24 protein-coding genes are annotated in these 23646 nt (G+C 38.3%); 12 read left to right on the plus strand and 12 right to left on the minus strand.

Annotated features, from left to right (window positions below; translation table 11 throughout):
- Positions 1–153: 153 nt before the first annotated feature.
- Together gloA and ACQ7EO_RS13065 are read right to left on the minus strand one after the other, a co-directional pair.
- Positions 154–555: a lactoylglutathione lyase gene (gene gloA / locus ACQ7EO_RS13060; protein ID WP_004820725.1), complete on the minus strand. Its 402-nt coding sequence runs from the start codon at positions 553–555 to the stop codon at positions 154–156.
- Positions 556–845: 290 nt separating this feature from the next.
- Positions 846–3041, minus strand: a complete 2196-nt coding sequence (locus tag ACQ7EO_RS13065; RefSeq protein WP_434277554.1) for an AmpG family muropeptide MFS transporter — start codon at positions 3039–3041, stop codon at positions 846–848.
- Positions 3042–3222: 181 nt separating this feature from the next.
- Here ACQ7EO_RS13065 and ACQ7EO_RS13070 point away from each other — a divergent pair, with 181 nt between their 5' ends.
- Positions 3223–5862: a Lon protease family protein gene (locus ACQ7EO_RS13070; RefSeq protein ID WP_004820722.1), complete on the plus strand. Its 2640-nt coding sequence runs from the start codon at positions 3223–3225 to the stop codon at positions 5860–5862.
- Positions 5863–6099: 237 nt separating this feature from the next.
- Here the strand turns inward: ACQ7EO_RS13070 and grxD are convergent, their stop codons facing one another.
- On the minus strand, positions 6100–6441 hold the full coding sequence (grxD, locus tag ACQ7EO_RS13075; RefSeq protein ID WP_004820720.1) for a Grx4 family monothiol glutaredoxin: 342 nt from the start codon (positions 6439–6441) through the stop codon (positions 6100–6102).
- A gap of 165 nt (positions 6442–6606) precedes the next feature.
- Between grxD and ACQ7EO_RS13080 the strand changes: the two genes are divergently transcribed.
- Positions 6607–7818 carry an aspartate aminotransferase family protein gene (locus ACQ7EO_RS13080; protein WP_434277555.1) on the plus strand — a complete coding sequence of 404 codons (1212 nt, stop codon included), beginning with the start codon at positions 6607–6609 and terminating at the stop codon, positions 7816–7818.
- 131 nt (positions 7819–7949) lie between these two features.
- Here ACQ7EO_RS13080 and ACQ7EO_RS13085 read toward each other — a convergent pair whose 3' ends face one another.
- From ACQ7EO_RS13085 to surE, 3 genes are all read right to left on the minus strand, one after another.
- Positions 7950–8882, minus strand: a complete 933-nt coding sequence (locus tag ACQ7EO_RS13085) for a LysR family transcriptional regulator (protein WP_004721269.1) — start codon at positions 8880–8882, stop codon at positions 7950–7952.
- Between the two features lie 95 nt (positions 8883–8977).
- Positions 8978–9814 carry a peptidoglycan DD-metalloendopeptidase family protein gene (locus ACQ7EO_RS13090; RefSeq protein ID WP_034613659.1) on the minus strand — a complete coding sequence of 279 codons (837 nt, stop codon included), beginning with the start codon at positions 9812–9814 and terminating at the stop codon, positions 8978–8980.
- Between the two features lie 106 nt (positions 9815–9920).
- Entirely contained in the window at positions 9921–10706 is a 786-nt protein-coding gene (gene surE, locus ACQ7EO_RS13095; protein WP_034613661.1) for a 5'/3'-nucleotidase SurE, read from the minus strand.
- Between the two features lie 116 nt (positions 10707–10822).
- On the opposite strand from surE, the gene ACQ7EO_RS13100 reads away from it, so the two are divergent.
- The 4 genes from ACQ7EO_RS13100 (at position 10823) to ACQ7EO_RS13115 (ending at position 13712) form a co-directional block, all read left to right on the plus strand.
- The gene (locus ACQ7EO_RS13100) at positions 10823–11188 is read left to right on the plus strand and encodes an MCR_0457 family protein (protein ID WP_034613664.1); all 366 of its coding nucleotides are present in this window, start codon (positions 10823–10825) and stop codon (positions 11186–11188) included.
- 182 nt (positions 11189–11370) lie between these two features.
- The gene (locus ACQ7EO_RS13105) at positions 11371–11745 is read left to right on the plus strand and encodes an MCR_0457 family protein (RefSeq protein WP_434277557.1); all 375 of its coding nucleotides are present in this window, start codon (positions 11371–11373) and stop codon (positions 11743–11745) included.
- 141 nt (positions 11746–11886) lie between these two features.
- Complete coding sequence (gene dacC / locus ACQ7EO_RS13110; protein ID WP_004820709.1) at positions 11887–13035, plus strand: D-alanyl-D-alanine carboxypeptidase PBP5/6; 1149 nt, start codon at positions 11887–11889, stop codon at positions 13033–13035.
- A gap of 134 nt (positions 13036–13169) precedes the next feature.
- Complete coding sequence (locus tag ACQ7EO_RS13115) at positions 13170–13712, plus strand: gamma carbonic anhydrase family protein (RefSeq protein ID WP_004820708.1); 543 nt, start codon at positions 13170–13172, stop codon at positions 13710–13712.
- A gap of 127 nt (positions 13713–13839) precedes the next feature.
- Here ACQ7EO_RS13115 and ACQ7EO_RS13120 read toward each other — a convergent pair whose 3' ends face one another.
- Positions 13840–14322: a hypothetical protein gene (locus tag ACQ7EO_RS13120; RefSeq protein WP_434277558.1), complete on the minus strand. Its 483-nt coding sequence runs from the start codon at positions 14320–14322 to the stop codon at positions 13840–13842.
- 607 nt (positions 14323–14929) lie between these two features.
- Between ACQ7EO_RS13120 and ACQ7EO_RS13125 the strand changes: the two genes are divergently transcribed.
- The 5 genes from ACQ7EO_RS13125 (at position 14930) to ACQ7EO_RS13145 (ending at position 19510) form a co-directional block, all read left to right on the plus strand.
- Positions 14930–15415 carry an NUDIX hydrolase gene (locus tag ACQ7EO_RS13125; protein WP_004820704.1) on the plus strand — a complete coding sequence of 162 codons (486 nt, stop codon included), beginning with the start codon at positions 14930–14932 and terminating at the stop codon, positions 15413–15415.
- 4 nt (positions 15416–15419) lie between these two features.
- On the plus strand, positions 15420–16556 hold the full coding sequence (gene mnmA, locus ACQ7EO_RS13130; protein WP_034613669.1) for a tRNA 2-thiouridine(34) synthase MnmA: 1137 nt from the start codon (positions 15420–15422) through the stop codon (positions 16554–16556).
- 30 nt (positions 16557–16586) lie between these two features.
- Positions 16587–17318 (plus strand): high frequency lysogenization protein HflD, encoded by a 732-nt coding sequence (gene hflD / locus ACQ7EO_RS13135; RefSeq protein ID WP_004820699.1) that lies wholly within the window; start codon positions 16587–16589, stop codon positions 17316–17318.
- A 56-nt stretch (positions 17319–17374) separates the two neighbouring features.
- Positions 17375–18763: an adenylosuccinate lyase gene (gene purB / locus ACQ7EO_RS13140; protein ID WP_434277560.1), complete on the plus strand. Its 1389-nt coding sequence runs from the start codon at positions 17375–17377 to the stop codon at positions 18761–18763.
- A 102-nt stretch (positions 18764–18865) separates the two neighbouring features.
- A complete protein-coding gene (locus ACQ7EO_RS13145; RefSeq protein ID WP_434277561.1) occupies positions 18866–19510 on the plus strand; it encodes a DUF2238 domain-containing protein in 645 nt (214 codons plus the stop codon).
- 68 nt (positions 19511–19578) lie between these two features.
- On the opposite strand, the gene ACQ7EO_RS13150 is transcribed toward ACQ7EO_RS13145, so the two are convergent.
- The gene (locus ACQ7EO_RS13150) at positions 19579–19953 is read right to left on the minus strand and encodes a winged helix-turn-helix transcriptional regulator (RefSeq protein ID WP_004721299.1); all 375 of its coding nucleotides are present in this window, start codon (positions 19951–19953) and stop codon (positions 19579–19581) included.
- Between the two features lie 126 nt (positions 19954–20079).
- Between ACQ7EO_RS13150 and ACQ7EO_RS13155 the strand changes: the two genes are divergently transcribed.
- Positions 20080–20931 (plus strand): SDR family oxidoreductase, encoded by an 852-nt coding sequence (locus ACQ7EO_RS13155; RefSeq protein ID WP_244015709.1) that lies wholly within the window; start codon positions 20080–20082, stop codon positions 20929–20931.
- 60 nt (positions 20932–20991) lie between these two features.
- Here the strand turns inward: ACQ7EO_RS13155 and ACQ7EO_RS13160 are convergent, their stop codons facing one another.
- The 4 genes from ACQ7EO_RS13160 to ACQ7EO_RS13175 form a co-directional block, all read right to left on the minus strand.
- Positions 20992–21672: a hypothetical protein gene (locus ACQ7EO_RS13160; protein WP_434277564.1), complete on the minus strand. Its 681-nt coding sequence runs from the start codon at positions 21670–21672 to the stop codon at positions 20992–20994.
- Positions 21673–21684: 12 nt separating this feature from the next.
- Complete coding sequence (locus ACQ7EO_RS13165; protein ID WP_434277565.1) at positions 21685–22419, minus strand: MFS transporter; 735 nt, start codon at positions 22417–22419, stop codon at positions 21685–21687.
- A gap of 130 nt (positions 22420–22549) precedes the next feature.
- Complete coding sequence (locus ACQ7EO_RS13170) at positions 22550–23011, minus strand: hypothetical protein (RefSeq protein WP_434277568.1); 462 nt, start codon at positions 23009–23011, stop codon at positions 22550–22552.
- Between the two features lie 43 nt (positions 23012–23054).
- Positions 23055–23537, minus strand: coding sequence for a hypothetical protein (locus ACQ7EO_RS13175; RefSeq protein WP_434277569.1), 483 nt, complete (start codon positions 23535–23537; stop codon positions 23055–23057).
- Between the last annotated feature and the right edge of the window lie 109 nt (positions 23538–23646).

Genomic DNA, 23646 nt, shown 5'->3' on the forward strand with positions numbered 1-23646 from the left:
CATAAAAGCACCCTCATCCTAACCTTGTTCCATAGGGAGAAGGAACTTTCAATACCAATATAATTCACTCCACATGATCATTTTTTGATTTATGAAAGATCTTTATTGATATGTCTTTGCCAAATAAACAATAGCCCCATCACTTTTAAATCATCAATTATTTCGTGCATCTTGATCTTGTTGGATCAATTCAATTTTATAACCATCTGGATCTTCAACAAAAGCAATGACTGTGACACCACCCTTCATAGGACCCGCTTCACGTACCACATTACCACCACGTGCTTTGATCTCGTCACAGGCTTTATAGGCATCATCGACACCAATCGCAATATGTCCATAAGCATTACCTAATTCATAACTTGCAGTATCCCAGTTATGAGTAAGTTCTAACACGGTATGATGTTCTTCATCACCATAACCCACAAATGCTAAAGTAAACCGCCCTTCTTCATAATCACGTTTACGAAGTAATGTCATACCGAGAACTTCAGTATAGAACGCTAAAGATTGTTCTAAATTGCCTACTCGTAACATGGTATGCAACATGCGCATGATTTATTTTCCTGTTTGATCAGATATCATCTGCCAATATAGGCAATACAGTTCAATATTTCAATTTATCTATATTTCAGCTGCTCAATGATGCCATCTTCTGGATTATTTTTAAGCAATAACCGCTTATTTTAGATAAACACTACAGCTTTATCTTTCGAGTAAGCTGTTTGAATGTGTTAGCAATCCAATGATTCAAACCACCTTCCGATAAAAAAAGCCTACTTTACCTATAAGATAAAGTAGGCTTTTTGTGATCATCATAAATCTATCTTGAGTAATTCAGTCGCTTACTCGATGGATTGACTCACCTTTTGTGCTTGATGTTCTCGCAATAATTTTCCAACCCATAACACAAGTAATAGAATCGGAATACCAATTAAGGTGGTCATTAAAAAGAATTTAGGATAACCAATGTGGGTGACAATTGTTCCAGAATACCCGCCTAAAATCTTAGGTGTAAGCGTCATCAATGAACTAAAGATCGCATATTGAACTGCTGTAAATGACACACTGGTCAAACTAGACAAGAACGCAATAAATGCTGCACCCGCTAAACCAGAAGCTAAATTATCGACAACAATGGCAAAATACAGCCAACCAGAACTATATTTTTCAATCACTTTACCCTTAATTTCAACGGCTGCAGAGGAATCCGCTTTGATCACTGGAAGTGGTTGAATATCCACATCGATATCACTTTTTATCGTTGTTAATTGATAGCTTTGTTGAGAACTTAATGCTGCTTGTGCGTGTTGATAATTGACTACGGCGATCACATTTTTTGAGCCAGAAGCATATAAGGCTTTACCGTCAATCGCACCACTAAACAAACCATCTTTATCTAATTTTGCAGGATAAGTTTTGCCATCGAGTTTAAGGGTAATCGGCTGATCTGGATTAAGCTCAGATATAGGTATTCCTGCAATCTGCCCCTTAACCACAATACTTTGCTTCGCTTCTGTTGCAGACAATTGATTGTCACTGGTAATAGGCAATAATTGAATTTGGGGCTTAGCATTGTCTTTTAAATAGGGCACCGTATATTCATTCGCGACAGCCTGTTCAACCAATGCTGCTTTGATATGAATGGTATTTTCCCCTACCAAATCCTGACGAGGCACAGAAACTTTCCAATAGCCTACTTCATCAGGTTGAGCTTGAAATTTCTTATCGCCAATCTGTACAGATACAGCTTGCATCGGTGCACCAGATTTTACCAATCCAATAAAGATCAAATTGGTTGAACTTGCCAAAACTGCACCGACAAACATCAATTTCATAATGTTCATACGTTGTGCAAGTAAGCCACCTAAAAAACCACCCAATAGGCTAAAAATAACTCCGTAAATTTTAACGGCTTCTGCAATTTGCTCTTTGGTGAAGTTTAAATCTTGATAGAAAACATTCGAAATAACACCCGCAATAATGTCTGAAATTCGATAGAAACCGATCAATAACAGTAGAACCAATGCCAGCTTTACCCCATAACGCTTAAAAAAATCAGCAATCGGGTTAACCCAAGTCTCATAGGCCATCTTTTTATTGACGACACCAAAACGAATCAACGATGTTGCAACAAGAATTGCACCAAAACCTGAGCCTAAAAAGCGTACCGCTTCCATTAAAAACTTCAGCAAGTTGTCTTCGACTTTCCAAGTCGCTTGCAGATATTGAACCATGTCATCGGAGTAAATATATAAACAAACAAAACTCGCCACTGCCAAGATAAAGACCAAAACTAAACGATAGTAATCAATATTTTTATAGTGTTTATCAACTCGATTAACCAAAGGTTCTCGGATTACTAAAGTGGTGATAATGCCCACTAGCATCACCAGCGCCATCGTTAAATAAGTATATTTCCACGCTTCATAAATATAGTTCCCTTTTGCAGTCCCCAAAGAAGCAGCAAGAAATAAAGCACCTGCTCCAGCGAGAATCATCCCTAAACGATAGCCTGCATTATAGGTCGATGCCAACACCGTTTGCATCTCGGTTTCAGCCAGCTCGATTCGATAGGCATCAATCACAATGTCCTGCGTCGCTGCGGAAAACCCCAGTAATACCGCCCCCACAGCCATTTGGTAAATATAACTTTGGCCCAAAGCAGGATCAGAAAACGCCATAATACAGATCGCACAGATAATCAGTACTTGTGCAATCAACAACCAAGCACGGCGCCGACCCAATTTTTTGGTGAGTATCGGGACGGGTAATTCATCAATCAGCGGTGCCCATACAAATTTAAAAGAATAGCCCAGCGCAGCCCAACTAAAAAAAGTCACTGCACTTTTTTCAATTCCGGCCTCACCTAACCATAAAGATAAACTTGAAAAAATGAGCAGAATAGGAATACCTGCTGAAAACCCAAGAAAGAGCATAATTGCAGCACGCCGATCGATAAAAGCGGCAAAAGCAGATTTCCATCCATTTTTTGCTGTGGAATTCTGCTCAGCTGATTGCTGAGATAGTTGCGTTGTCATTGCGTTGTTATTTTCTGAAAAATGAAATAGTGCTATTCAACCGCTTAATGCTTAGAGTTTCAATCACTTTTATGCAACTGATGAGCGCTTTTACAGATATTTCCGCTTTTGGCGCTTGATCTTTACCCCCAATCCTGTATACCTTTAACTTTTCAACCCATATAAGTTTTGGATTTCACCTGTGACCCAAAGACACGATCAATTAAGCTCTACTACTGTTTCAATTACGACGACTGCAACCCCAATACAAAAAACTGAAACGATTTTTCCATCTGCTTTTGATCAAACGGAAATTCAAAACACGTTGACACAAACCGCACTAAAATCAGAACAACTGACGCATATCCCGAATCTAAGCAAGATTCCTACCTCAACCAAGAGAATCAAGCCTTTAAATAATTTCTTAGGGCAAGATCGCGCCAGAGCCTCTGTAGAAGCAGGGATTGCTTTACCTTATTCAGGCTACAACATTTTTGCTGTGGGGACGGCAGGTCTTGGCAAAAGAACCATGATCAAGCGCTTGTTACAGCAGCATGCCAAAACCATGCAAACGCCTGATGATTGGGTCTATGTTTATAATTTTAAAAATGCGCGACAACCGATTGCACTACGTTTTCAAGCGGGTCAAGGCAGTAAGTTTCAAGCTTTAATCCACCAAGCATGGCAAACCATTCTCAAGCAACTTGAACGTCGCTTTAGTGCTGAAACTTATCACAATCGTATTGAACGTATTCGTCAAATCACGGGAAATGAGCAACAACTCGCTTTAGTTGAACTGACCAAAGAAGGCGAAGACCTCGACCTAAAACTGATTAATCGTAACGATGAACATATTTTTGTGCCGATCCATGTCAAAGATGACAAAGTATTGGAAATGTCACAGGAAGATATTAATGCGCTCGACAGTAAACAACGCGCAGAAATTAATTCCAATATGCGTTATATGGATAAAAAGCTTGAACGGCTTGGCCTTCAGTTAGGTGATTTGGAAGATGATGCACGTGATCAAGTTTCTGAACTGAATCGTGATATCGCCAAACAAGTGGTGATTCCTCGTATAGATTTGATTTTAAGTAAATTTAAAACCGTACACGGACTCGATCAATACTTAAAACATTTTGCAGCAGATATCATTGAAAATGTTGAAACGATTTTAGATCAAGAAGGCGAAGAATTCTCTCCTGCTTTATTTAATCGGGTTCCTTCACGTTACCAAGCCAATGTCGTGGTCAGCAATAAGCCAAACTCTGGTGCACCAGTTATTTTTGAAGACTTCCCAACACACTATAATTTACTGGGACATGTTGAACAGCTGACGCAAAATGGCACCATCACCACTGACTTTACTCTGATTCGCCCAGGTTCATTGCATCAAGCCAATGGTGGTTTTTTAATTTTAGAAGCAGAACAGCTGTTAGAACAGCCTTATGCATGGCAAGGGTTAAAACGTGCTTTAAAATCAGGACAATTAAAGCTGTCTTCTCTAGAGCACATGTTGACTTTAACCGGCAGTATTTCAATTGAGCCTGCATCTGTGCCGCTCAACTTAAAAGTGGTTTTATTGGCAGAACCTGAAATTTATTATGAAATTTTAGAACTAGAGCCAGAATTAGGCAGTGTTTTTAAAATTCGTGCTGATTTTACCGATACCCTGCAACGTAATGATGATAATGAACAAGCCTATATGCAACTGATTGCAGACTATGTTCAACAAGACAAATTACTGCCTTTTGATCGCTCGGCATTGGCAGCATTACTAACAGATTCAAGTCGCCAAGCAGAAGACCAGAGTTCATTGTCTTTACATGCTTTGACCCTAGGTGACTTGATCCGTGAGTCTCATCATCATGCTGCACAGTCAGATGAAAAGTTAGTCACCTCTCATCATATCAACACTGCCCTAAAACATCGTCAATATCGCTTAGGCTATTTAAGAGAGCTTTATTGGCAAGACTTGTCACGTGGTACACAACTGATTGAGACACGCGGCCATCGTTTAGGTCAGATCAATGCTTTATCCGTGATCCACTATGCCGATGTTGAATTTGGTTTACCGTCACGCTTAACCGCTTCGGTATATCAAGGTGGCGGTGACATTTTAGATATTGAGCGCAGTGTAGAACTTGGTGGTTCATTACATGCCAAAGGTGTCTTGTTGATGTCGAGTTTCTTAAAAGCTCATTTTGGTCGTGAACAGATTTTGCATTTCTCTGCTGCCCTCGCCTTTGAACAAAGTTATGGTCAAGTGGATGGTGACAGTGCCACGGTTGCAGAACTATCTGCATTGATTTCCGCAATCTGCCAATTACCTATTGATCAATCGTGGGCGATCACAGGTTCGATGAACCAATTGGGTCAAGTTCAACCAATTGGTGGGGTCAATGCAAAAATTGAAGGATTCTTCGATGCATGCAAACTCCAAGGATTGACAGGCAAACAAGGGGTGATTATTCCACGTCAAAATATGCAGCATTTAATGCTTCGCCATGATGTGATTGAGGCTGTCAATGAGGGTCAATTCCATATACATGCAATAGACACCATTGATCAAGCTTTAGAAATCTTAATGGCTCGACCTGTTGGGGCATTAGATAAAAAAGGTCGTTATACCAAAGGTTCAATCTATGCAGCAGTGATGGCACAGCTTGAATATTGGCAAGCCTTGGAAGATGGTGTTGAAATAGAGCACAAGCCAAAGAAAAAGAAAAAAAAGAACAAAGGGAAAAAACCGAAAAAGGCAGAAGCTGAATCAACAAGCATCATTACTGACGAAAACCAAGCTGAAGTTGCAGCAAAGCAAAATAAGCGCAAGTCAGCTTAAATTGCTTCTTGGTTAGACCTTAAATAGACAAAGCTTTGAATATTCAAAGCTTTGTCTTATATATTTGGGTGGTTTACTAAATATCAAAACCCAATATGCAAAAAACAAACATTGAAACAGCGCATCAGTCATGACGTAATCTCGTCTAGGCTGCAGATCAGCATAGCCAAGCGAAAACAAAATAATCTTAGCCAATAAAAAAGCACCTTCCGGTGCTTTTTCTACATCATCAACTTATTAAGCATCTGGTGCTGGGCTATATTGTTCAATCAATGGCTTTAATTCACCATTTTGGAACATTTCTAGCATAATGTCGCTACCGCCAATCAATTCACCATTAATCCACAATTGCGGGAATGTAGGCCAATTTGCAATTTGTGGCAAAGTTGCACGAATATCCGGATTTTCCAAGATATTTACATAAGCAAATGGACGACCAATTTGACTAAGTGCTTCAACTGCACGTGCAGAGAAACCACATTGTGGAAATTGCGGTGTACCTTTCATATAAAGAAGTACTGCATGTTTAGCTATTTGATCGCGAATTAACGCTTCTGTATCACGCGCTTGTTCAGTCATTGATTAAATCCTCAACTCATCTGCCTGCATTATACCTAAATCCACAATAAAGAATATGTCTAGACGATTATTTCCAATTTTATTTATATTAAAGCTTTAAATCTTGTGCATATTTTGGTTAGATAATCCTTTACCCTTTCCACTCCTAACAGATAAGAGTTAGTTATGAATAACATCACCCTCGCTCCGGTACAAACTGATCAACCTTCACATTTGATGCCTGTATTCAGCCGTCAACCGATCAGCTTTGTCCGAGGACGAGGTTCTTATCTTTATACTGAAAATGGTACTGAGTATTTAGATGCATTGACGGGTATTGCTGTGTGTGGCTTAGGACATGCTCATCCTGTTCTGGCTGAGGCTATTGCAGAACAAGCGGCTACATTAATCCATACCAGCAATATTTACGAAGTCGCTTGGCAAACTGCAGCAGCGCAAAAGCTGGCTGAAGTTTCGGGTATGGAAGAAATCTTTTTCTCAAACAGTGGTGCAGAATCAAATGAAGGTGCAATTAAAATTGCACGTAAATTTGGTCACTTACAGGGTGTTTCCAACCCAAAAATCATTGTTGCGGATCAATCATTCCATGGTCGTACCCTTGCAACACTTTCAGCTACGGGCAATAAAAAGGTTCAAGAAGGCTTTGCACCACTGGTTGAAGGCTTTATTCGTGTGCCTTTTGGCGATGTAGAAGCCATTGAAGAAGCCGCTATTCAGCATCCTGATATTGTGGCAATTTTGGTCGAACCGATCCAAGGTGAAGGTGGTGTCAATACCGCACCTCAAGGCTTTAGCTACCTTGAAGATATTCGTCGTATTTGCAACCAACATAATTGGTTAATGATGCTAGATGAAGTTCAAACAGGTAATGGCCGTACCGGTAAATACTTTGCTTATCAACACACCAATATTATTCCAGATGTTTTAACCACAGCAAAAGGCCTCGGAAATGGTTTTCCAATCGGTGCTGTGATGACACAAGGTCGTGGTGTTGGAGTACTTGCTGCGGGAAATCATGGCTCTACTTATAGTGGTACGCATTTAGGCTCTCGTGTTGTCTACACAGTGATTGACTTGATCCAAAAAGAAAACATCGTTGCAAATGCTGCTAAAATTGGAGCATATCTGGTCGATCAGTTCCGTGCTCAACTTGTGGAGCAAAATGTGATTGTGCGCGGTTTCGGCATGATGATTGGTATCGAATTACCTAAAGACTGTGCCGAATTAGTAAACATTGCACGTGATAAGCATCATTTAATTATTAACGTTACTTCAGGCAATGTGGTTCGTTTACTGCCAGCTTTGAATATGAATCATGAGCAAGCAGATGATCTATTAAAACGCTTAGTACCTGCAATTAAAGAGTTCCTTGCCTAATTGTGAATAAATACTTTAAGAGATTAACCCGTTAATCTCTTTTGGTTTTGTCATGAATGCTTATCAAATTGCAAGTATAGAAAAGCCGCTTTAAAGCGGCTTTTTTATTAGAACTTATTAGAATTAGAACTTTATGAAGCTTCTTGGAAAATTCTACCACCAGGCAACTGGCTAAAATATTGTTTCAAAGCATCCAAACAACGATGAATTTTCATCGGCTGCTGTTCACGCTTTAAGGTCACAGCACTTAAAGTGAAAGTTGGTAATTTCCACTCTGGAAGCACTTCAACCAATGTTCCGTTCATTAATTCTTTTTGCACATCTAAATAAAGGATTCGCGCAATACCATGCCCATGTTGGCACAATGATTTTGCAACAAATACGTTATTTGTCTGAAGGCGATGCTTCATTTCTAAATTAACAACTTCACCTGTTGCACCATGCTGAAATGAAAAATGTTGAGAATTTTTCATGATATTTATCGGAATCAAATCATGATTCTGTAAATCTTCAGGACGTGAAATAGGCGCTGTTTGATTTAAATAACTTGGCGATGCAACTAAGATCTGATCGACTCGTGCAAGTGGCATACAGCTCAAGTTATTCGCATCTTCGATTTTTGAAGACATGCGAATAGCAATATCTATACGCTCTTGAATCAAGTCGATATATTGGTTATCTGCTTCAAAATGAACCATCAAACCTCTATGTGCAGACATCCAATGCGATAAAGCAGGAACAACATGTGTTGCCCCTATTTCCGGGGTTGTCGCAATACGCAAATCCCCAACTAAATCATCGCGCAACTCATTAATGCGGATTTTTCCACGCTCTGCGGCAGCGAGCATTTCTTGACAACTGTGGAAAAAAGCTTGACCAGCCTCAGTTAAACTCAGCTTTCGCGTAGAACGATGTAGAAGTGTCACTTCCATTTCATGTTCTAGAGATCTAATTTGCTGACTAACCGCACTAGTCGTAATGCCAAGGTCACGCGCGGCACCACTAAAAGAGCTTTTTTCAACAACACAAGCAAATACACCCATTGCCCGAAGTTGATCTAACATAAATTTCCCTCTGAAATTATGAGCTGTTTCACACTTTTTTGTTCAAAACAACTCATTGTATTATACGAAGAAAATTACACTTTGCATTAAAATATTTAATTTATTGGTAAAATATTTGCTGGGTTTATCGGTTTTCCATCTAAACGTACCTGAAACTCCAACATGGTACTGCTAGCACCTGAAGATCCCATCTCTGCAATCTTCTGTCCTGCTGTCACAGTTTGACCACTTTTCACCAACATTTTGCTGTTATGAGCATATGCAGTAATGTAACCATCGATATGTTTTACTAAGACAAGATTACCATATTCTTTTAATCCATCTGCAGCATAAACCACCTGTCCATCCGCTGCGGCAAAAATTGGATCACCTTGATTCCCTCCAAAACGTATTCCTTTAATATTATTCGCAATATTATAATTTGCAATAACAGATCCATTTGATGGTTTTACCCATCTCAATTGGGTTGATTGTACTGTCGTCGTCGTTTGTACAGGCGGCGGCGTTACTGGCTGAGCCGTCGTTGTACCAGTTGGCGACGTCGGCTGCTGTGTTGGTAACTTAATCGTTTGACGTTGAATTTGCGGTTCATTGCTCGTCAACGGTTTCGTTGTAGATCGAGTGACATTGCCCCCACCTTTTTTCAAACGTAATGACTGGCCTACATAAATTCGATAAGGCGCAGCAATATCATTCATTTCAGCAACACTGAGATAACTCAAACCATAACGCATAGAGATTGCGCTTAAGGTATCACCAGAACGAACTGTGTAATAGTCAGGCGCAACAGCATAACGTGTAGGGTTATTAATTTGAGGCTTCGATGCACACCCAGTCACCACTATGGCAGAGGTGATTGCTATTGTGGACAAAATGATTTTCATCCATCGCTTAGGCATTTGAATTGGAAGTGTTGATCGAGCCAAAAGCATTGATTTCCCTCTCTACAATCTTAAAATTTAAAAATATTTGCTTAAGATTAGCAAAATACACACGCATTTCACTGTTTAACAGTGCTTTTTCACAAAGTTATAACACTCATACATCAAAATGACTATGTGAGAGTTGTGATTGTAGTGTTTCAAGAATTGTGTAATTGGTTGCATCCATCTGAATTGGGGTAATACTGACGCAACCATTGGCAATGGCAAAAAAGTCAGATTGCAGGTTTTGTGCATTTTTTTGCGGATCTGTCACCGCTTCACCCGCCAAACCAATCCAATAGACTTGACGACCACGCGGGTCAACCTGACTGGTTATCGGCTTTGATTGTATTCGACGCCCCTGATATGTAATTTGAGCCCCTAAAATTTCAGCGACATCGGGAATATTGATATTTAAGATATGTCGTGGAGGCAGTTCGGGTAAGCCTTTGGCAATAAAGCTGTAAACCCAGTTTGCAGCTTGTGCATAATCTCCAGGGTTGTCATAGGAACGTACATTACTGCCTGCCAATGAAACTGCGATTGCTGGCTGTTTCATCAAACGTCCTTCAAATGCCGCCCCTACGGTTCCAGAATAAAGGACATCGTCACCTAAATTCGCCCCACTATTGATTCCACTGACAACTAAATCAAACTCAAAATCAAATAAACCATTCATGGACAAATAAACACAATCAGCAGGTGTCCCATTGACTGCCCACATATCTGGTGCAACTTGAATCGGTCGAAGTGGTCGATCTAGGGTTAATGCACTTGAATAACCACTGCGTTCACTTTCTGGCGCAACAATAACAACTCGACCTAAAGGTCGTAATGCTTTTGCTAAAGCTTGAATACCTGGTGCAAAAACACCATCATCATTGGCAACTAAAATATTCACTAAAAGGTTCTCTGACTAAAAATTATTAAATGACTACTGAGTAATTTAATTCAAATTTATTGAACAATTATATATAGTTACTTACTCAATTTTAAATCTAATTTGTGACTATAAAGATGATTACACGTTCTCTTACTCATACTATTTCTATCGCTCTCATCACACTTTGCGCACAATCTGCATTTTCAGAAACATTAACTTCACAAGAATCTGATCGAATTGCGAAAGAAGATATTGCCGCAACACAGGTGCTTGCCGAAGTTTGCCCAGCGTTAATTGGAAACAACCCTGCATTTCAAACTAAAATTGCAAGTTTAACCCAAACCTTATTAAAGGATTTGTCCAAACCTACAACATTGACTCAGCTTCAACAAGATCCAGAATACCAAACTGTACTCAAAGAAGCACAAATCAGTGCCAAAGAAGTTGATCAAGCTGAACACAAAGCAGTATGTGCAGATGTACTTGAACTTCCACACTAAAATAAGATAAAAAACCTCCCCCCAATGCGATGTTAAAAAATCCTTTTTTGACATCTTTTGCATTGTTCAGTGTGCGAAAATTTCAAATAAATCTACAACATCGATACACTTTCTCTATATTTTTCACAGTTTTTACGTTTAATCTATGCAGATTCTCAAATTAAAAATTGATTAGGTTATTTATGCGTATGACGTTAAAAATGCTTACATTAAGCCTTGTTTCAGCAAGTGGTTTATTTATAACCCATGCTTTTGCCGCATCTGACAAAATCGAAGTCACCCAGCAACAAGTCTCTAAAGAAGAATTGGCTGCAATTTATGTATTGTCGGATATCTGCCCAAGTCTAATCAAAACAGATGCTGCATTTAATAAAGGTTTTGATCACTTGCTTAAAGACTATATGCCAAATGACAAAGATCCTAAAGCAACCTTAAAATCACTTTCCAAGCAAAAAGATTTCCAAAGAGCTTTAAAAGAAGCAAAAAGTGATGCTAAAAAAGCGGGTGATACTGAAAACACAGCAATTTGTAATGACATTAGTAACTATCAGTCATAACGATTTCTGCAATTTATCCAACAAATATTGAATTAGTTACAATAAGTAAGAAATAAGCCGACTTTCCTTATAGAAGTCGGCTTTGCTTTGCCCTAAAATGCTAGCCTGTTTGTGCTCATATAACGATTGGAACGACCTAGAATGACTCGAAAAAGCGCCATTGCTGCATTATTACTTTTACCTTCATTTTCTTATGCAGCAACCGTCTTAACCACTCCGCCAGAATTAAATAATAAATCGTATGTCTTAATGGACTATGAGACAGGTCAAATTCTTGCATCGAAGAATGAAAATGAAAAATTAGCACCTGCTTCGATGACGAAAATGATGACGAGTTACATCATTGAGCAAAAACTTCTTAAAGGCGAACTGACCGAAAGTGAAAAAGTTCGCATGAATGAGTCTGCATGGTGTCGTGGTAGCAGTACTGAATCTTGTATGTATGTGCCGTTAAATGGTACTGCAACAGTTTTAGAAATGTTACGAGGCATTATTATCCAGTCGGGTAATGATGCATCTAAAGCAATGGCTGAACATATTTCAGGTAATGAAGGTTCATTTGCCTATGCAATGAACCAAGAAGCCAAACGTGTAGGTATGGTCAATACACACTTTATCAATGCAACGGGTATGCCTGCTGAGGGTCACTACTCAACTGCAAAAGATATGGCGGTACTTGCTAAACATATCATTCATGACAGTTCAAAATATTATCCTATTTATTCTGAAAAAGAATTTACCTTCAACGGGATTAAACAAGGTAACCGTAATGCCTTGCTGTATACCGACCCAAGTGTTGATGGCTTAAAAACAGGTCATACCGATGAAGCAGGTTATTGCTTAACCACATCTTCAAAACGCGGCCCAATGCGTTTGATTTCTGTGATTTTTGGTGCACCATCGATGAATGAACGTGCCAGCCAAACACGCTCATTGTTAGCTTGGGGTTATTCAAACTTTGAAACAGTCAGTGTTCAACCTGCAAATCAAGTGCTTGCTAAAGCAAAAGTTTATTTTGGTAAAGAAAATGATGTACAAATTGGTTTAGCTGAAAACTTCAATGTGACCATGCCTAAAGGTCAAGCCAATGCCATCAAAACACAAGTCACTGTTCAACCCAACTTAAATGCACCATTAAAACAAGGTCAAGTTGTTGGTAAATTAACAGCAACTTTAGATGGTAAAGTGATTGCTGAAAAACCATTAGTGGCGTTAAAAGCTGTAGAAGAAGCAGGCTTCTTCTCTCGCTTGATCGACCATATCAAAATGTTCTTTAGCAACTTGTTCTAAGTTATTCGCTTAAACCTAATATTGAATTTATTAGACTAAAGCACAGGCATCCTGATCACAGATTTGGATGCCTTTTTAATTTATACTCGGTAAAAATACACTGGTTAAATTTTGCTTTTGACATGGAAGCCAACATGAAAAAAAATATTCGTTCGTATTTAGGCCATCATCCTAAAATTGATTCAACCTGTTATATCGATGATCTCTCGGTTGTAATCGGTGAAGTAATTTTGGCGGAGAATGTATCGGTTTGGCCTTTTGCGGTGATTCGTGCGGATGTCAATCACATTAAAATTGGCCGTTATTCTAATGTACAAGACCATTGCATGTTACATGTCAGTCATAAAAATGATGCAAAACCCAATGGCTCACCTTTAGTGATTGGAGAAGATGTGACCATTGGACATCATGTCACCTTACATGGTTGTACCATTGGCAACCGGGTTTTAGTGGGAATTAATACAATTGTTCTAGATGATGTGGTGATTGAAGATGATGTCATGATTGGTGCAGGCTCACTGGTTCCACCGCGTAAGCGCTTAGAAAGTGGTTATCTCTATGTAGGAAGCCCAGTGCAAAAGGTTCGCCCTTTAACTGACAAAGAAAAGGAATTTTTGCCTTATTCAGCAAGACACTATGTCAAAGTAGCAAATCATTATTTAGAAGCGAACGATTAACCATAGGATTAAAGCAAATACCTAGGCATGCTTAAAAACGTACTTGTTATTTAAATACATGTTGCTCAAGTAAATCTAATTCCACTGAACTACAGTGGAATTAGGCATTACATTTTGGATCAAACCGCTATTCAGAGACCTTGTAGTATTTGGTTAATTCTTCAAATACTGGTGCTTTGACATTGTCTTTTAAAATATAGCGGGTAATCACACCTTGATCTGTATGTATTTCCATAAAGATATTTTGCGAGCCTTTGAAGTCCCCCATTAGGTTGACTGGAATAAGCACACTGTTACGAGAACGATTTGCTTTAAATGCAAAATCAATTTCAGTTGGACCAATCACATTAAATGAGTGACTTTTTGCACCATCACTAAATACAACTTTTTCAATATTATATTTGGTATAGGAGCTATTTAAGCTGAGTTTCACCTTTAAAAAGTCTTTATGTGTCTCATTCCACACCACAGTGACGATTGGACAAAGTTCACTTGGCTGGCAAATTAATAATCCCTGTGTACCTACATTTGAAGTGGCATCATTAGGATTTGAAGCACACCCAGTGATCAGTAATACACCTAAAGGTATACATAATAATTTCTTTATCATACTTTTTAAATCCTATTGTATGCCCAAGAATTGGAATGGCTAAGCGATCTTAAAACAAGAACTGGCTTTACCTGTATAAAACGTTGCTTGATCAAGCCCCAATTCAAGCTTTTTTGATTTGACTATCTTTTATAGCCAATGTCTTTTAATTCTATCCAAAAAACATTCGACGATACAGTAGATTCAAACAAATAAAGTCTTTTATGTTTGAGTGGTGTACACCCGTAAATAGCGAATGTATTTAATTCTGTGTTGGGTATTAAGTCCTTTAATCATACAAACATATTGCGTATTACACTTAACACATCTGCACATGAATATTCTAGTCGTATATTGAGCTGGATCGATAGAGCCAAATACATCAGTTTATATAGTAATTTTTATGTGAAACATTCTGACCTATAACAAGCTGATATAAAATAATAGATTAATCAGTTAAAGCGCTGAGATTTCAGCTTCAAATGCAAGATAAGCAAACTCACCCAGAAGTATTTTGAGCATATTGTGGATACATCTCCGCTTAGGATGATCAAAGAAAATCCGCATGAACATAGCCACCACGTGCTAAATTTTGTAGAATAATGCTTTATCTCCCTTGGTGCTGGTCATGACCGCTTGGACACCCCACGTTACTGTTGCAACAGTTGTAGAAAAAGATGGAAAATTTCTTTTTGTAGAAGAATATACCGAAGGTGTAAGCCATACTGTGTTCAATCAACCCGCCGGGCATGTTGAATGTGGTGAAACTATTATTCAAGCTGCGTTACGTGAAACCATGGAAGAGACAGGATATGCAGTAGAAATCAATTCATTACTGGGGATCTATACCTATACCCCACCCATGTTTCCAGACCGCACTTATTTTAGATTTTGCTTTTTAGCACATGTGACTGAATACTTTCCAGACGCACAACTGGATACAGATATCATTGGTCCACAATGGATGACACTTGAAGAACTGCTTGAATCTGCTCGCGCCAGAAGTCCTTTGGTCATTAAAGCTGTACAAGATGCACTTTCTGGGCAAAAATACCCACTTTCGCTCATCTATGAGCACCAAAACTCTCCTTTAATTTCAAATTTGGATGCCTAATCCTATGCAACAACGTGTCATCGTCGGTATGTCGGGTGGTGTAGATTCATCTGTTTCTGCTGCACTTTTACTTCAACAAGGATATCAAGTTGAAGGGCTTTTCATGAAAAACTGGGAAGAAGATGATGGCACGGAATATTGTACCGCAATGGATGACCTTGCTGACGCACAAGCGGTGTGTGACAAAATTGGGATCAAACTCCATACTGCAAATTTTGCAATGGAATATTGGGATCGCGTTTTTGAACATTTCTTAGCAGAATATGCCGCTGGTCGTACACCAAACCCCGATATTCTGTGTAATAAAGAAATTAAATTCCGTGCATTCTTAGATCATGCTGTCAATTTAGGCGCGGATTTTATTGCAACTGGACATTATTGTCGTCGTGGCGAAACAACCACCAATTCAAAAGGTGATCAATATGCGCCTTTATTACGTGGTGTAGACAATAACAAAGATCAAACTTATTTTCTTCATGCGGTTCATGGTCGTGAAATCAATAAAACCCTGTTCCCAGTTGGTGAGATTGAAAAACCTCAAGTACGTAAAATTGCGGAAGAACTGGGTTTAGCCACTGCCAAGAAAAAAGATTCCACTGGGATTTGCTTTATTGGTGAACGCCGTTTTAATGACTTCTTAAAACAATATTTACCGGCTCAACCCGGGAAAATTGTCTTAGATACAGGAAAAGAGGTTGGTGATCATCACGGCTTAATGTACTATACGCTCGGTCAGCGTGGTGGTATTGGTTTAGGTGGACTCAAAGGCGCAGAAGAAGGTGCTTGGTTTGTTTTACATAAAGACATCGAAGGTAATCGTCTTGTAGTTGGACAAGGTCATGAACACCCACTGATGCAAAGTACCATTTTATGGTCTGAAACAATTGACTGGGTTGCAGGTGAACAAGCAATTCCTGACACAGGTTTCCGATGCACGGCAAAAACTCGTTACCGTCAACCTGATCAAGCATGTACAATTTATAAAGATGCAAACACGCCAAATGGTGTTCGTGTCGAATTTGATGAAGCACAGCGTGCCGTAACACCGGGACAAAGTGTTGTTTTCTATGTCGATGAAGTCTGTTTAGGTGGGGGTGTGATTCATCATACCAATGCACCAAAACCAGATTTTATTGAGTAATGATTAAAAATTATTTAAAGGAATTTAGGCATGGTTGAGTTGCCCTTTCAACAGCCTCAAACTTTGAATCAACGCCAAAACCGAGCTTTGGCGTTAGCAGCTGTGTTTCAAGCAACACAGCTGACGCATATGACTGCAATGTCAGGGCGTCAAAGTATTGGTGAAAGTGGTAATTTCTATTTTGAACAGCTCATCAAAGCCAGCCTCAATATCCGTGCCACTGCCAATTCATCAGGTCAAACTTTAGACTTCTTCAATCAATTGGCAGACATTTCCTTAGGTTTAAAAACTTTAGAAAGTAGCATTACACAACCTTTCTCAGCATCACCGAAATCTAGAATTCCTAAAATTGCCAATGCAAAACTGCCAATGACTTATGCCATGTCATTATTGGCCTTGGAAAAAAAAGTTTATAGCAATCCAAAGTTTGTTGAAATTATTGAACAATCTCAACAAAAAATATTAAAACAGCTGTCTTTTTTTGATAATAACTATTTACATCCAAGTATCATTGCCAATTTAGCACAGACCTATGTCGACACTGCTGGTCAAATTAACCCCCGAATTCTAGTCCGCGGTAATGCAGAAGCCTTTAAAGACTCTGCACATACCAATCGTATCCGTGCCAGTTTATTCACAGGCTTACAAATGGCTCACCTATGGCGTCAATTAGGTGGAAGCTCATGGAATATGATCTTTAGCAAACGCAAACTTCTTCAAGATATTCAAGATCTTGCTCGATTACAATATCAGGTTGTTTAATTTGATACTGTTCGAGTTACGCCATTCGCTCTAATTCCAAAATTTAAGGAATCTTTATGAACGCTTTAACCGCACTTTCTCCACTAGACGGACGCTATGCAAGCAAATGTGATGCATTACGCCCTTACCTCTCTGAGTTTGGTCTAATCCATGCTCGTGTGACTGTTGAAGTGCGTTGGTTACAAGCGCTTGCAAATCGTCCTGAAATCACAGAAGTTCCAGCTTTTTCTGCTGCAACCAATACCGCTTTAGATGCGATTGTTACTCAATTTTCTGAAGATGATGCTAACCGCATTAAAGAAATTGAACGTACTACTAACCATGATGTAAAAGCGGTTGAATATTTCTTAAAAGAAAAAATTGCACATATTGATGAGCTTAAAAATGCAGGCGAATTTATTCACTTTGCTTGTACTTCAGAAGACATCAACAACCTTTCTCACGCTTTGATGTTGAAAAATGGTCGTGAAGTGTTAGTTGTTGCTATGCAACAAATTGTTGATTCTATTGTGGCTTTAGCTGAAACACATGCAGAACAACCAATGCTATCACGTACCCATGGTCAAACTGCGAGCCCAACTACTTTGGGTAAAGAAATGGCCAACGTTGCATATCGTTTAGCGCGTCAAATCAAACAGTTTAAACAAGTTGAATTATTAGGCAAAATTAATGGTGCGGTAGGTAACTACAACGCGCACTACTCTGCTTATCCTGAAATCAACTGGCCTGCTCACTCGCAAGCATTTGTTGAATCACTCGGTTTAACCTTCAACCCTTATACAACTCAAATCGAACCACACGATTACATCGCGGAATTGTTCGATGCTTTACGTCGTTTTAACACAATTTTAATCGACTTTAACCGTGACGTTTGGGGCTATATCTCTTTAGGCTTCTTTAAACAACGTTTAAAAGAAGGTGAAGTCGGTTCTTCTACAATGCCTCACAAAGTCAATCCAATTGATTTTGAAAACTCTGAAGGTAACTTGGGCATTGCCAATGCAGTATTAGCGCACTTAGGCGAAAAATTACCAATTTCTCGTTGGCAGCGTGACCTTACAGACTCGACTGTATTACGTAACATGGGTGTTGGCTTGGCACAAAGTTTAATTGCTTTTGAAGCATGTTCAAAAGGTATTGGTAAACTTGAGCTTAATGCAGCACGTATTATTGAAGATCTTGATCATGCTCAAGAAGTATTGGCTGAACCAATCCAAACTGTAATGCGTCGTTATGCAGTTGAAAAACCATATGAAAAATTAAAAGCATTGACTCGTGGTCAAGCGATGACACGTGACATGATGGTTGATTTTGTCAATGGCACTGAACTTGAAGCTGTACCTGCTGCTGATCGTGCACGCTTAGCTGAAATGACCCCTGCAACTTACACAGGTAATGCTGCGGATCAAGCCAAACAAATTAAAGATTTGATTGCTAAAATCTAAGCTTTTAATCTTCTAAAAGACCTAAAAAATGCGAAGCCGATGCTTCGCATTTTTTTGCATTTTGATTACAATGCGCAGTAATAATTTTTAGAAAATACCATAATGATTTATCATGCCTTAACAAAAAAACATTGGCTTGTTCTTGCTATGCTTGCAATCGCAATCATTCTTGCCAGTATCAATCCTTTAGAATACCCATCCTACATGCTGCATCAGATTGGCACCTTACTCATGCTGATTGTTCTATTTTTCTGTTTAAAGAAAATAGGGCTGACATTTTCATCATTTTTATTGTACATCTTCTTCTTGGTGATTCATGTGATTGCTGCACATTATCTTTATTCTTATGTGCCTTATAATGATTGGTCAATCAAATACTTACACTTTGATCTCAATCAAGCAATGGGGTGGACACGTAACATGTTTGACCGCTTTGTACACTTATTCTATGGCTTATTTCTTTACCCATTTTTCTACCGAATTTTCCAAGTGTGGTTACCAAACTTAAAGCCTAAAACCTTATTTTTATTGGTCATTCAATTTGTTATGGCAACCAGTTTATTTTATGAATGGATTGAATGGTGGATTGCCATTGGCCTATCCCCAGAAGAAGCTGAAAACTACAATGGGCAACAAGGTGATATATGGGATGCGCATAAGGATATGTTCTTAGCCACCATTGGTGCAATCATAACAGGATTAGTCGCTTTAAAAGCTACGGCAAAAGAGAATCATCCTCAAGAATAAGGCCTCCCTCCCTTCCAATATACTCACTTAGCGATCAAGTTCTTGGTGAGTATAAAATCAACTGAGTTTTACTTTTGCAATCTCTGTTTATTCTCTAAGATATCGGGCAAACTGCGCTCGATCCAACCAATCAAATAGTTTAATTTTTCAGCCGCTTGTGCACCTAAAATCGTCAATTGATACTCTACTTTCGGTGGTACTTCAGGGTAAACCGTTCTCAATATAAAGCCATCTTGTTCAAGCACTTTTAATGTCTGTGCAAGCATTTTTTCGCTGATTCCCTCAATTCGATTACGCAGTTCGCTAAAACGTTGTACGCCATCATTTAAACAACGTAAAACCAATACAGACCATTTGCTAGTTAAATGCTCCAATATTTCTCTAGATGGGCACTGACTGGATAAAACTTGACCAATTAAATCACTTGAAGCATAGATGCTCATAAATTCTCTCTACACAGTAATTAGCTTACTTTTAGGTACGTACTTACATATAGTAAGTTTAATGATTATGATCATAACATCAAGTTTAAAAAACATCCAATTTAAATCATATTTAAAGGTGAAATTATGAAAATCGCAATTACAGGTGCAACGGGCCAACTTGGACAATTGGTGATCCAAGCCTTACTTCAACATACTGCCGCTGAAAATATTGTAGCGCTGGTTCGAAATATAGATAAAGCACAGTCGCTTAAACAACAAGGGATTGAACTTCGCCTATTTAACTATGATCAACCTGAAACATTGATACCTGCATTAAACCACATAGATAAATTACTTTTAATTTCAGCCAATGAAATTGGTCGTCGAACGCCTCAGCATAAAGCAGTTATAGAGGCAGCTGTCGCAGCCAAAGTTGAATACATTGCCTATACCAGCTTACTCAATGCAACAGATAACCCACTCGGTTTAGCACAAGAACATCGTGAAACAGAAGCTCTCATTCTGCAAAGCGGTTTGAAATATACTTTTTTACGCAACAATTGGTATAACGAAAATTATCTTGGCAACGTTAAGCATACTGCGGAAACAGGAACACTTTACGGCAGCGCTCAAAATGGAAAAATCAGTTCAGCTTCTCGTTTAGATTATGCCGAAGCTGCGGCCAAAGTCCTTGCTTCTGCAGGTCATGAAAATAAAACTTATGAGCTTGCAGGTTCAAATCATTTTACCCTTGCAGATTTAGCCTCTTATATCGCTTTGGCATCAGGTAAAACTATACAGTATCAAGATATCAGCCCAGAAGATTATACTCAGGCACTGCTTACGGCAGGGTTACCCCAAGCACTGGTAGCAGTTATTGTTGACGCAGATGTACAGACTGTAAATGGTGCAATGTATAGTGAAAGTAAAGACTTGGAACATTTGATTGGTCGTAAAACAACGCATATTCAGGATCAGGTTAAAGCTTTATTTTAGGTATTTTAAAGATGAGCATGGGCTTAAATACAAAATTTAAGCCCATGCTCTACTGAGTAATTAAGGATGAATATTTTTGATAGGAAAATCGATATTCATCTCCAGATCTGCGAGGGACTGTCTTTCTGTGTTGTACATGGTTGCACGGAACACCGCAATTTTTTTCATCGTCATTGGATCATTAATATTCAGTATTGGCTTAAGTTTATGCTTAACATATAAATGAATCACTTCATCAAATTCTAAATAAACCGGCCCATCAAACATAATTTTGATCGGAACTTGATAACGTCGTTTTAACTTAAATGGCACCGAAAGTTTAATCGGAATATCCACTTTTAAAGGAAATTGAGGCAACAGTTTATTTTGATAAACCAAGTCCGTAGTTGTTTCTAATGGCATTAGCGTTTCAATCTGAATATCAGTCTCATAATCAAGCTCAACCTCAATCAGCGTTGTCACAACAAAACTTAAATTAGCCAAATATTTGCCTTTCAAAGGTAAAGCCAACTCACGGTCAATCGTCAACTCAGTATCTAAAGCGCCTTGTGCATGTGTTTGTAAATAATTCCCCACATGGATTTTTGTCGGTAAAGATTCCGACAATTGAATTTGTGCGCTTTGTGCAGAAACCTGCATTGAGGCATGAATATTCAAATATAACCAAACGCACAGTGCAATGAGCAACACGACGCTGATAAAAGTGAACAACAAATTTCGTATAGATTTAAAGATCCACATTTCCATACCACCCTATTTTAAAGCTTCGGACTGTGGCTGTTGTGGTTCTACTGGCGGATGATCGCGACGTGATAGCCTTAAACTATTGAGCGGAATTTTAAGCTGCCCTTTTTCAATTTTTACCGGTAATGTATTTTGAACATCTACTGTTGCTTGAAGTGCTGATTTAATTGGAACATTGAGGTGGCCTTGAATTGGAATATTGGTTTTTAATGTCGCATCAAGTGGCACATGTAAATTTTCTTTAAGTAAAACCTTTACAGGCGCATCAAACTTTAAATGAATATTTTGGTTGAGTGGTACTTGTAAATTAATCGGCACATCCATATGAATCGGGATGTTCCCTTTTAACGGTAAAGTAATATCTTTGCCTAAAACAGTGACTTTAACCTTGGTATCAATCGGCATATCCTGATTGATTTTGATCACTTCATTCACAGGAATTGTGGTTTGAATTGGGACTTCATTATCAAAATACACATGTGGGGTTAAGGTTTGTGTAATCGGTAAGTTTAGCTTTTCATGAATAGGAATTTCAGCTTTCACTTTTCCTTGGACATCCACATCTAATGCGTCATGAATTTGTACTTTGGCTTGTAAAGGCTCTTTTAAATCGATACGTACAGCTTGATTTTCAAGTGGAATATAAATATTAAAATGTTTAAATACCCAGATTGCAATCAACACACCACACACTGTAGCAATAAGAATAAAGGCAACTCCTGCCATAACTTGCTTCAACTGCAAAATCCTGTCCTTAATTTTTATCCTTAATTATTTTTTATTTTAAATACTTATGTGAATTAATATGCGTTTTTATGTATAAAAGTCGAAGAATTTTGTTTAATTAATAAACAATTGATATTTAATCTACGAATTATTTAGAAAAATCAGCTAACCAATAGCACTGCACAATTGCTGTATTATTTTTATACTCAACACTCGTATCCCCTTTTCCATGATTTTGATTGAATTTTAAAGTTTTAAATCGCTGCTTTGCTGCTGTAGCACTCAGATCAAAATATAAATATTCATTGTATTGTTGCGCTGGACGACCAAAACTAAATTCTATTTTGCGAATAGGAATGCCAGCATAAGTGACATTTTTTAATTTATAAGTGGTTGAGTCATAAACCTGTTTATCCACATATTTTACATCAATCGTATAGTGTTCAAGTGGTGCAATCAGTTCTGTATTTTCATTATGAAAATCATATTGCTGCCGAATTGCACAGTTTTGTTCAAAACGATCTTTTAATAAAGGACGTAATTCTAGGGATTTGGCATGTGTAGCAAAACAAGTAAATAACATCATGATGCATAAGATCTGTGTTTTCATTTTATTTTCTCCATTTCATAAATAGTGATATGCAAATCCTGGCTTATTCAGCTGTATTTTTCTCAGGCCAATAACATTGTACAGTTGTTAATTTCCCTTGTTTTGTTATAACTAGCCCTGCATCTGCAACAATTTGTTTTTTATTCCACCCAATTTTATGAAATTGTTGTTTGGCTGAAGGCGTGGATAGATCAAAATACAAAATCTCGCTGAGTGTATGAGAGCGCCCCCAAGCAAATTCAATTTTTTTCACAACCAAGCCTCTATAAGTCGTATTTTTTAGTGTAAAAACCGTTGTTGCATATGCCTGCTGCTCTTCAAATTCTTCTTTAATAATGTACTTTTTTAGAATAGATTGAATTTCTTGATTTTTATCATGTAAATCATACCCATTCCGAACAGCACAATTTTTTTCAAAACGATCCTGCAACATAGGTGTTAAATCAAGTGCAGTATTTGCTGTTGCTGTTGCCACAGTTAATGAGCCTATAACACCTAGCCCGAAGATAGATAAATTATTGTTCATTTAGCTTTTCTCTAATTTCTTAATCAAATGTTTTTAGTCGAATTGCTGAGACAAATGGTAATTTTCATTTGAATTTAACCATATATCATCAATTTTGAATATAAAAAAA

The organism is Acinetobacter sp. CE-15, from assembly GCF_051059255.1.
Classification (GTDB): Bacteria; Pseudomonadota; Gammaproteobacteria; order Pseudomonadales; family Moraxellaceae; genus Acinetobacter; species Acinetobacter guillouiae.

What these genes read in the sequence shown, in the direction of transcription:
- gloA (WP_004820725.1), bottom strand. Translation starts at nt 555, where the DNA reads ATGCGCATGTTGCATACCATGTTACGAGTAGGCAATTTAGAACAATCT.
- ACQ7EO_RS13065 (WP_434277554.1), bottom strand. Translation starts at nt 3,041, where the DNA reads ATGACAACGCAACTATCTCAGCAATCAGCTGAGCAGAATTCCACAGCA.
- grxD (WP_004820720.1), bottom strand. Translation starts at nt 6,441, where the DNA reads ATGACTGAACAAGCGCGTGATACAGAAGCGTTAATTCGCGATCAAATA.
- ACQ7EO_RS13080 (WP_434277555.1), top strand. Translation starts at nt 6,607, where the DNA reads ATGAATAACATCACCCTCGCTCCGGTACAAACTGATCAACCTTCACAT.
- ACQ7EO_RS13085 (WP_004721269.1), bottom strand. Translation starts at nt 8,882, where the DNA reads ATGTTAGATCAACTTCGGGCAATGGGTGTATTTGCTTGTGTTGTTGAA.
- ACQ7EO_RS13090 (WP_034613659.1), bottom strand. Translation starts at nt 9,814, where the DNA reads ATGCTTTTGGCTCGATCAACACTTCCAATTCAAATGCCTAAGCGATGG.
- ACQ7EO_RS13100 (WP_034613664.1), top strand. Translation starts at nt 10,823, where the DNA reads ATGATTACACGTTCTCTTACTCATACTATTTCTATCGCTCTCATCACA.
- ACQ7EO_RS13105 (WP_434277557.1), top strand. Translation starts at nt 11,371, where the DNA reads ATGCGTATGACGTTAAAAATGCTTACATTAAGCCTTGTTTCAGCAAGT.
- dacC (WP_004820709.1), top strand. Translation starts at nt 11,887, where the DNA reads ATGACTCGAAAAAGCGCCATTGCTGCATTATTACTTTTACCTTCATTT.
- ACQ7EO_RS13115 (WP_004820708.1), top strand. Translation starts at nt 13,170, where the DNA reads ATGAAAAAAAATATTCGTTCGTATTTAGGCCATCATCCTAAAATTGAT.
- ACQ7EO_RS13120 (WP_434277558.1), bottom strand. Translation starts at nt 14,322, where the DNA reads ATGATAAAGAAATTATTATGTATACCTTTAGGTGTATTACTGATCACT.
- ACQ7EO_RS13125 (WP_004820704.1), top strand. Translation starts at nt 14,930, where the DNA reads ATGACCGCTTGGACACCCCACGTTACTGTTGCAACAGTTGTAGAAAAA.
- mnmA (WP_034613669.1), top strand. Translation starts at nt 15,420, where the DNA reads ATGCAACAACGTGTCATCGTCGGTATGTCGGGTGGTGTAGATTCATCT.
- hflD (WP_004820699.1), top strand. Translation starts at nt 16,587, where the DNA reads ATGGTTGAGTTGCCCTTTCAACAGCCTCAAACTTTGAATCAACGCCAA.
- purB (WP_434277560.1), top strand. Translation starts at nt 17,375, where the DNA reads ATGAACGCTTTAACCGCACTTTCTCCACTAGACGGACGCTATGCAAGC.
- ACQ7EO_RS13145 (WP_434277561.1), top strand. Translation starts at nt 18,866, where the DNA reads ATGATTTATCATGCCTTAACAAAAAAACATTGGCTTGTTCTTGCTATG.
- ACQ7EO_RS13150 (WP_004721299.1), bottom strand. Translation starts at nt 19,953, where the DNA reads ATGAGCATCTATGCTTCAAGTGATTTAATTGGTCAAGTTTTATCCAGT.
- ACQ7EO_RS13155 (WP_244015709.1), top strand. Translation starts at nt 20,080, where the DNA reads ATGAAAATCGCAATTACAGGTGCAACGGGCCAACTTGGACAATTGGTG.
- ACQ7EO_RS13160 (WP_434277564.1), bottom strand. Translation starts at nt 21,672, where the DNA reads ATGTGGATCTTTAAATCTATACGAAATTTGTTGTTCACTTTTATCAGC.
- ACQ7EO_RS13170 (WP_434277568.1), bottom strand. Translation starts at nt 23,011, where the DNA reads ATGAAAACACAGATCTTATGCATCATGATGTTATTTACTTGTTTTGCT.
- ACQ7EO_RS13175 (WP_434277569.1), bottom strand. Translation starts at nt 23,537, where the DNA reads ATGAACAATAATTTATCTATCTTCGGGCTAGGTGTTATAGGCTCATTA.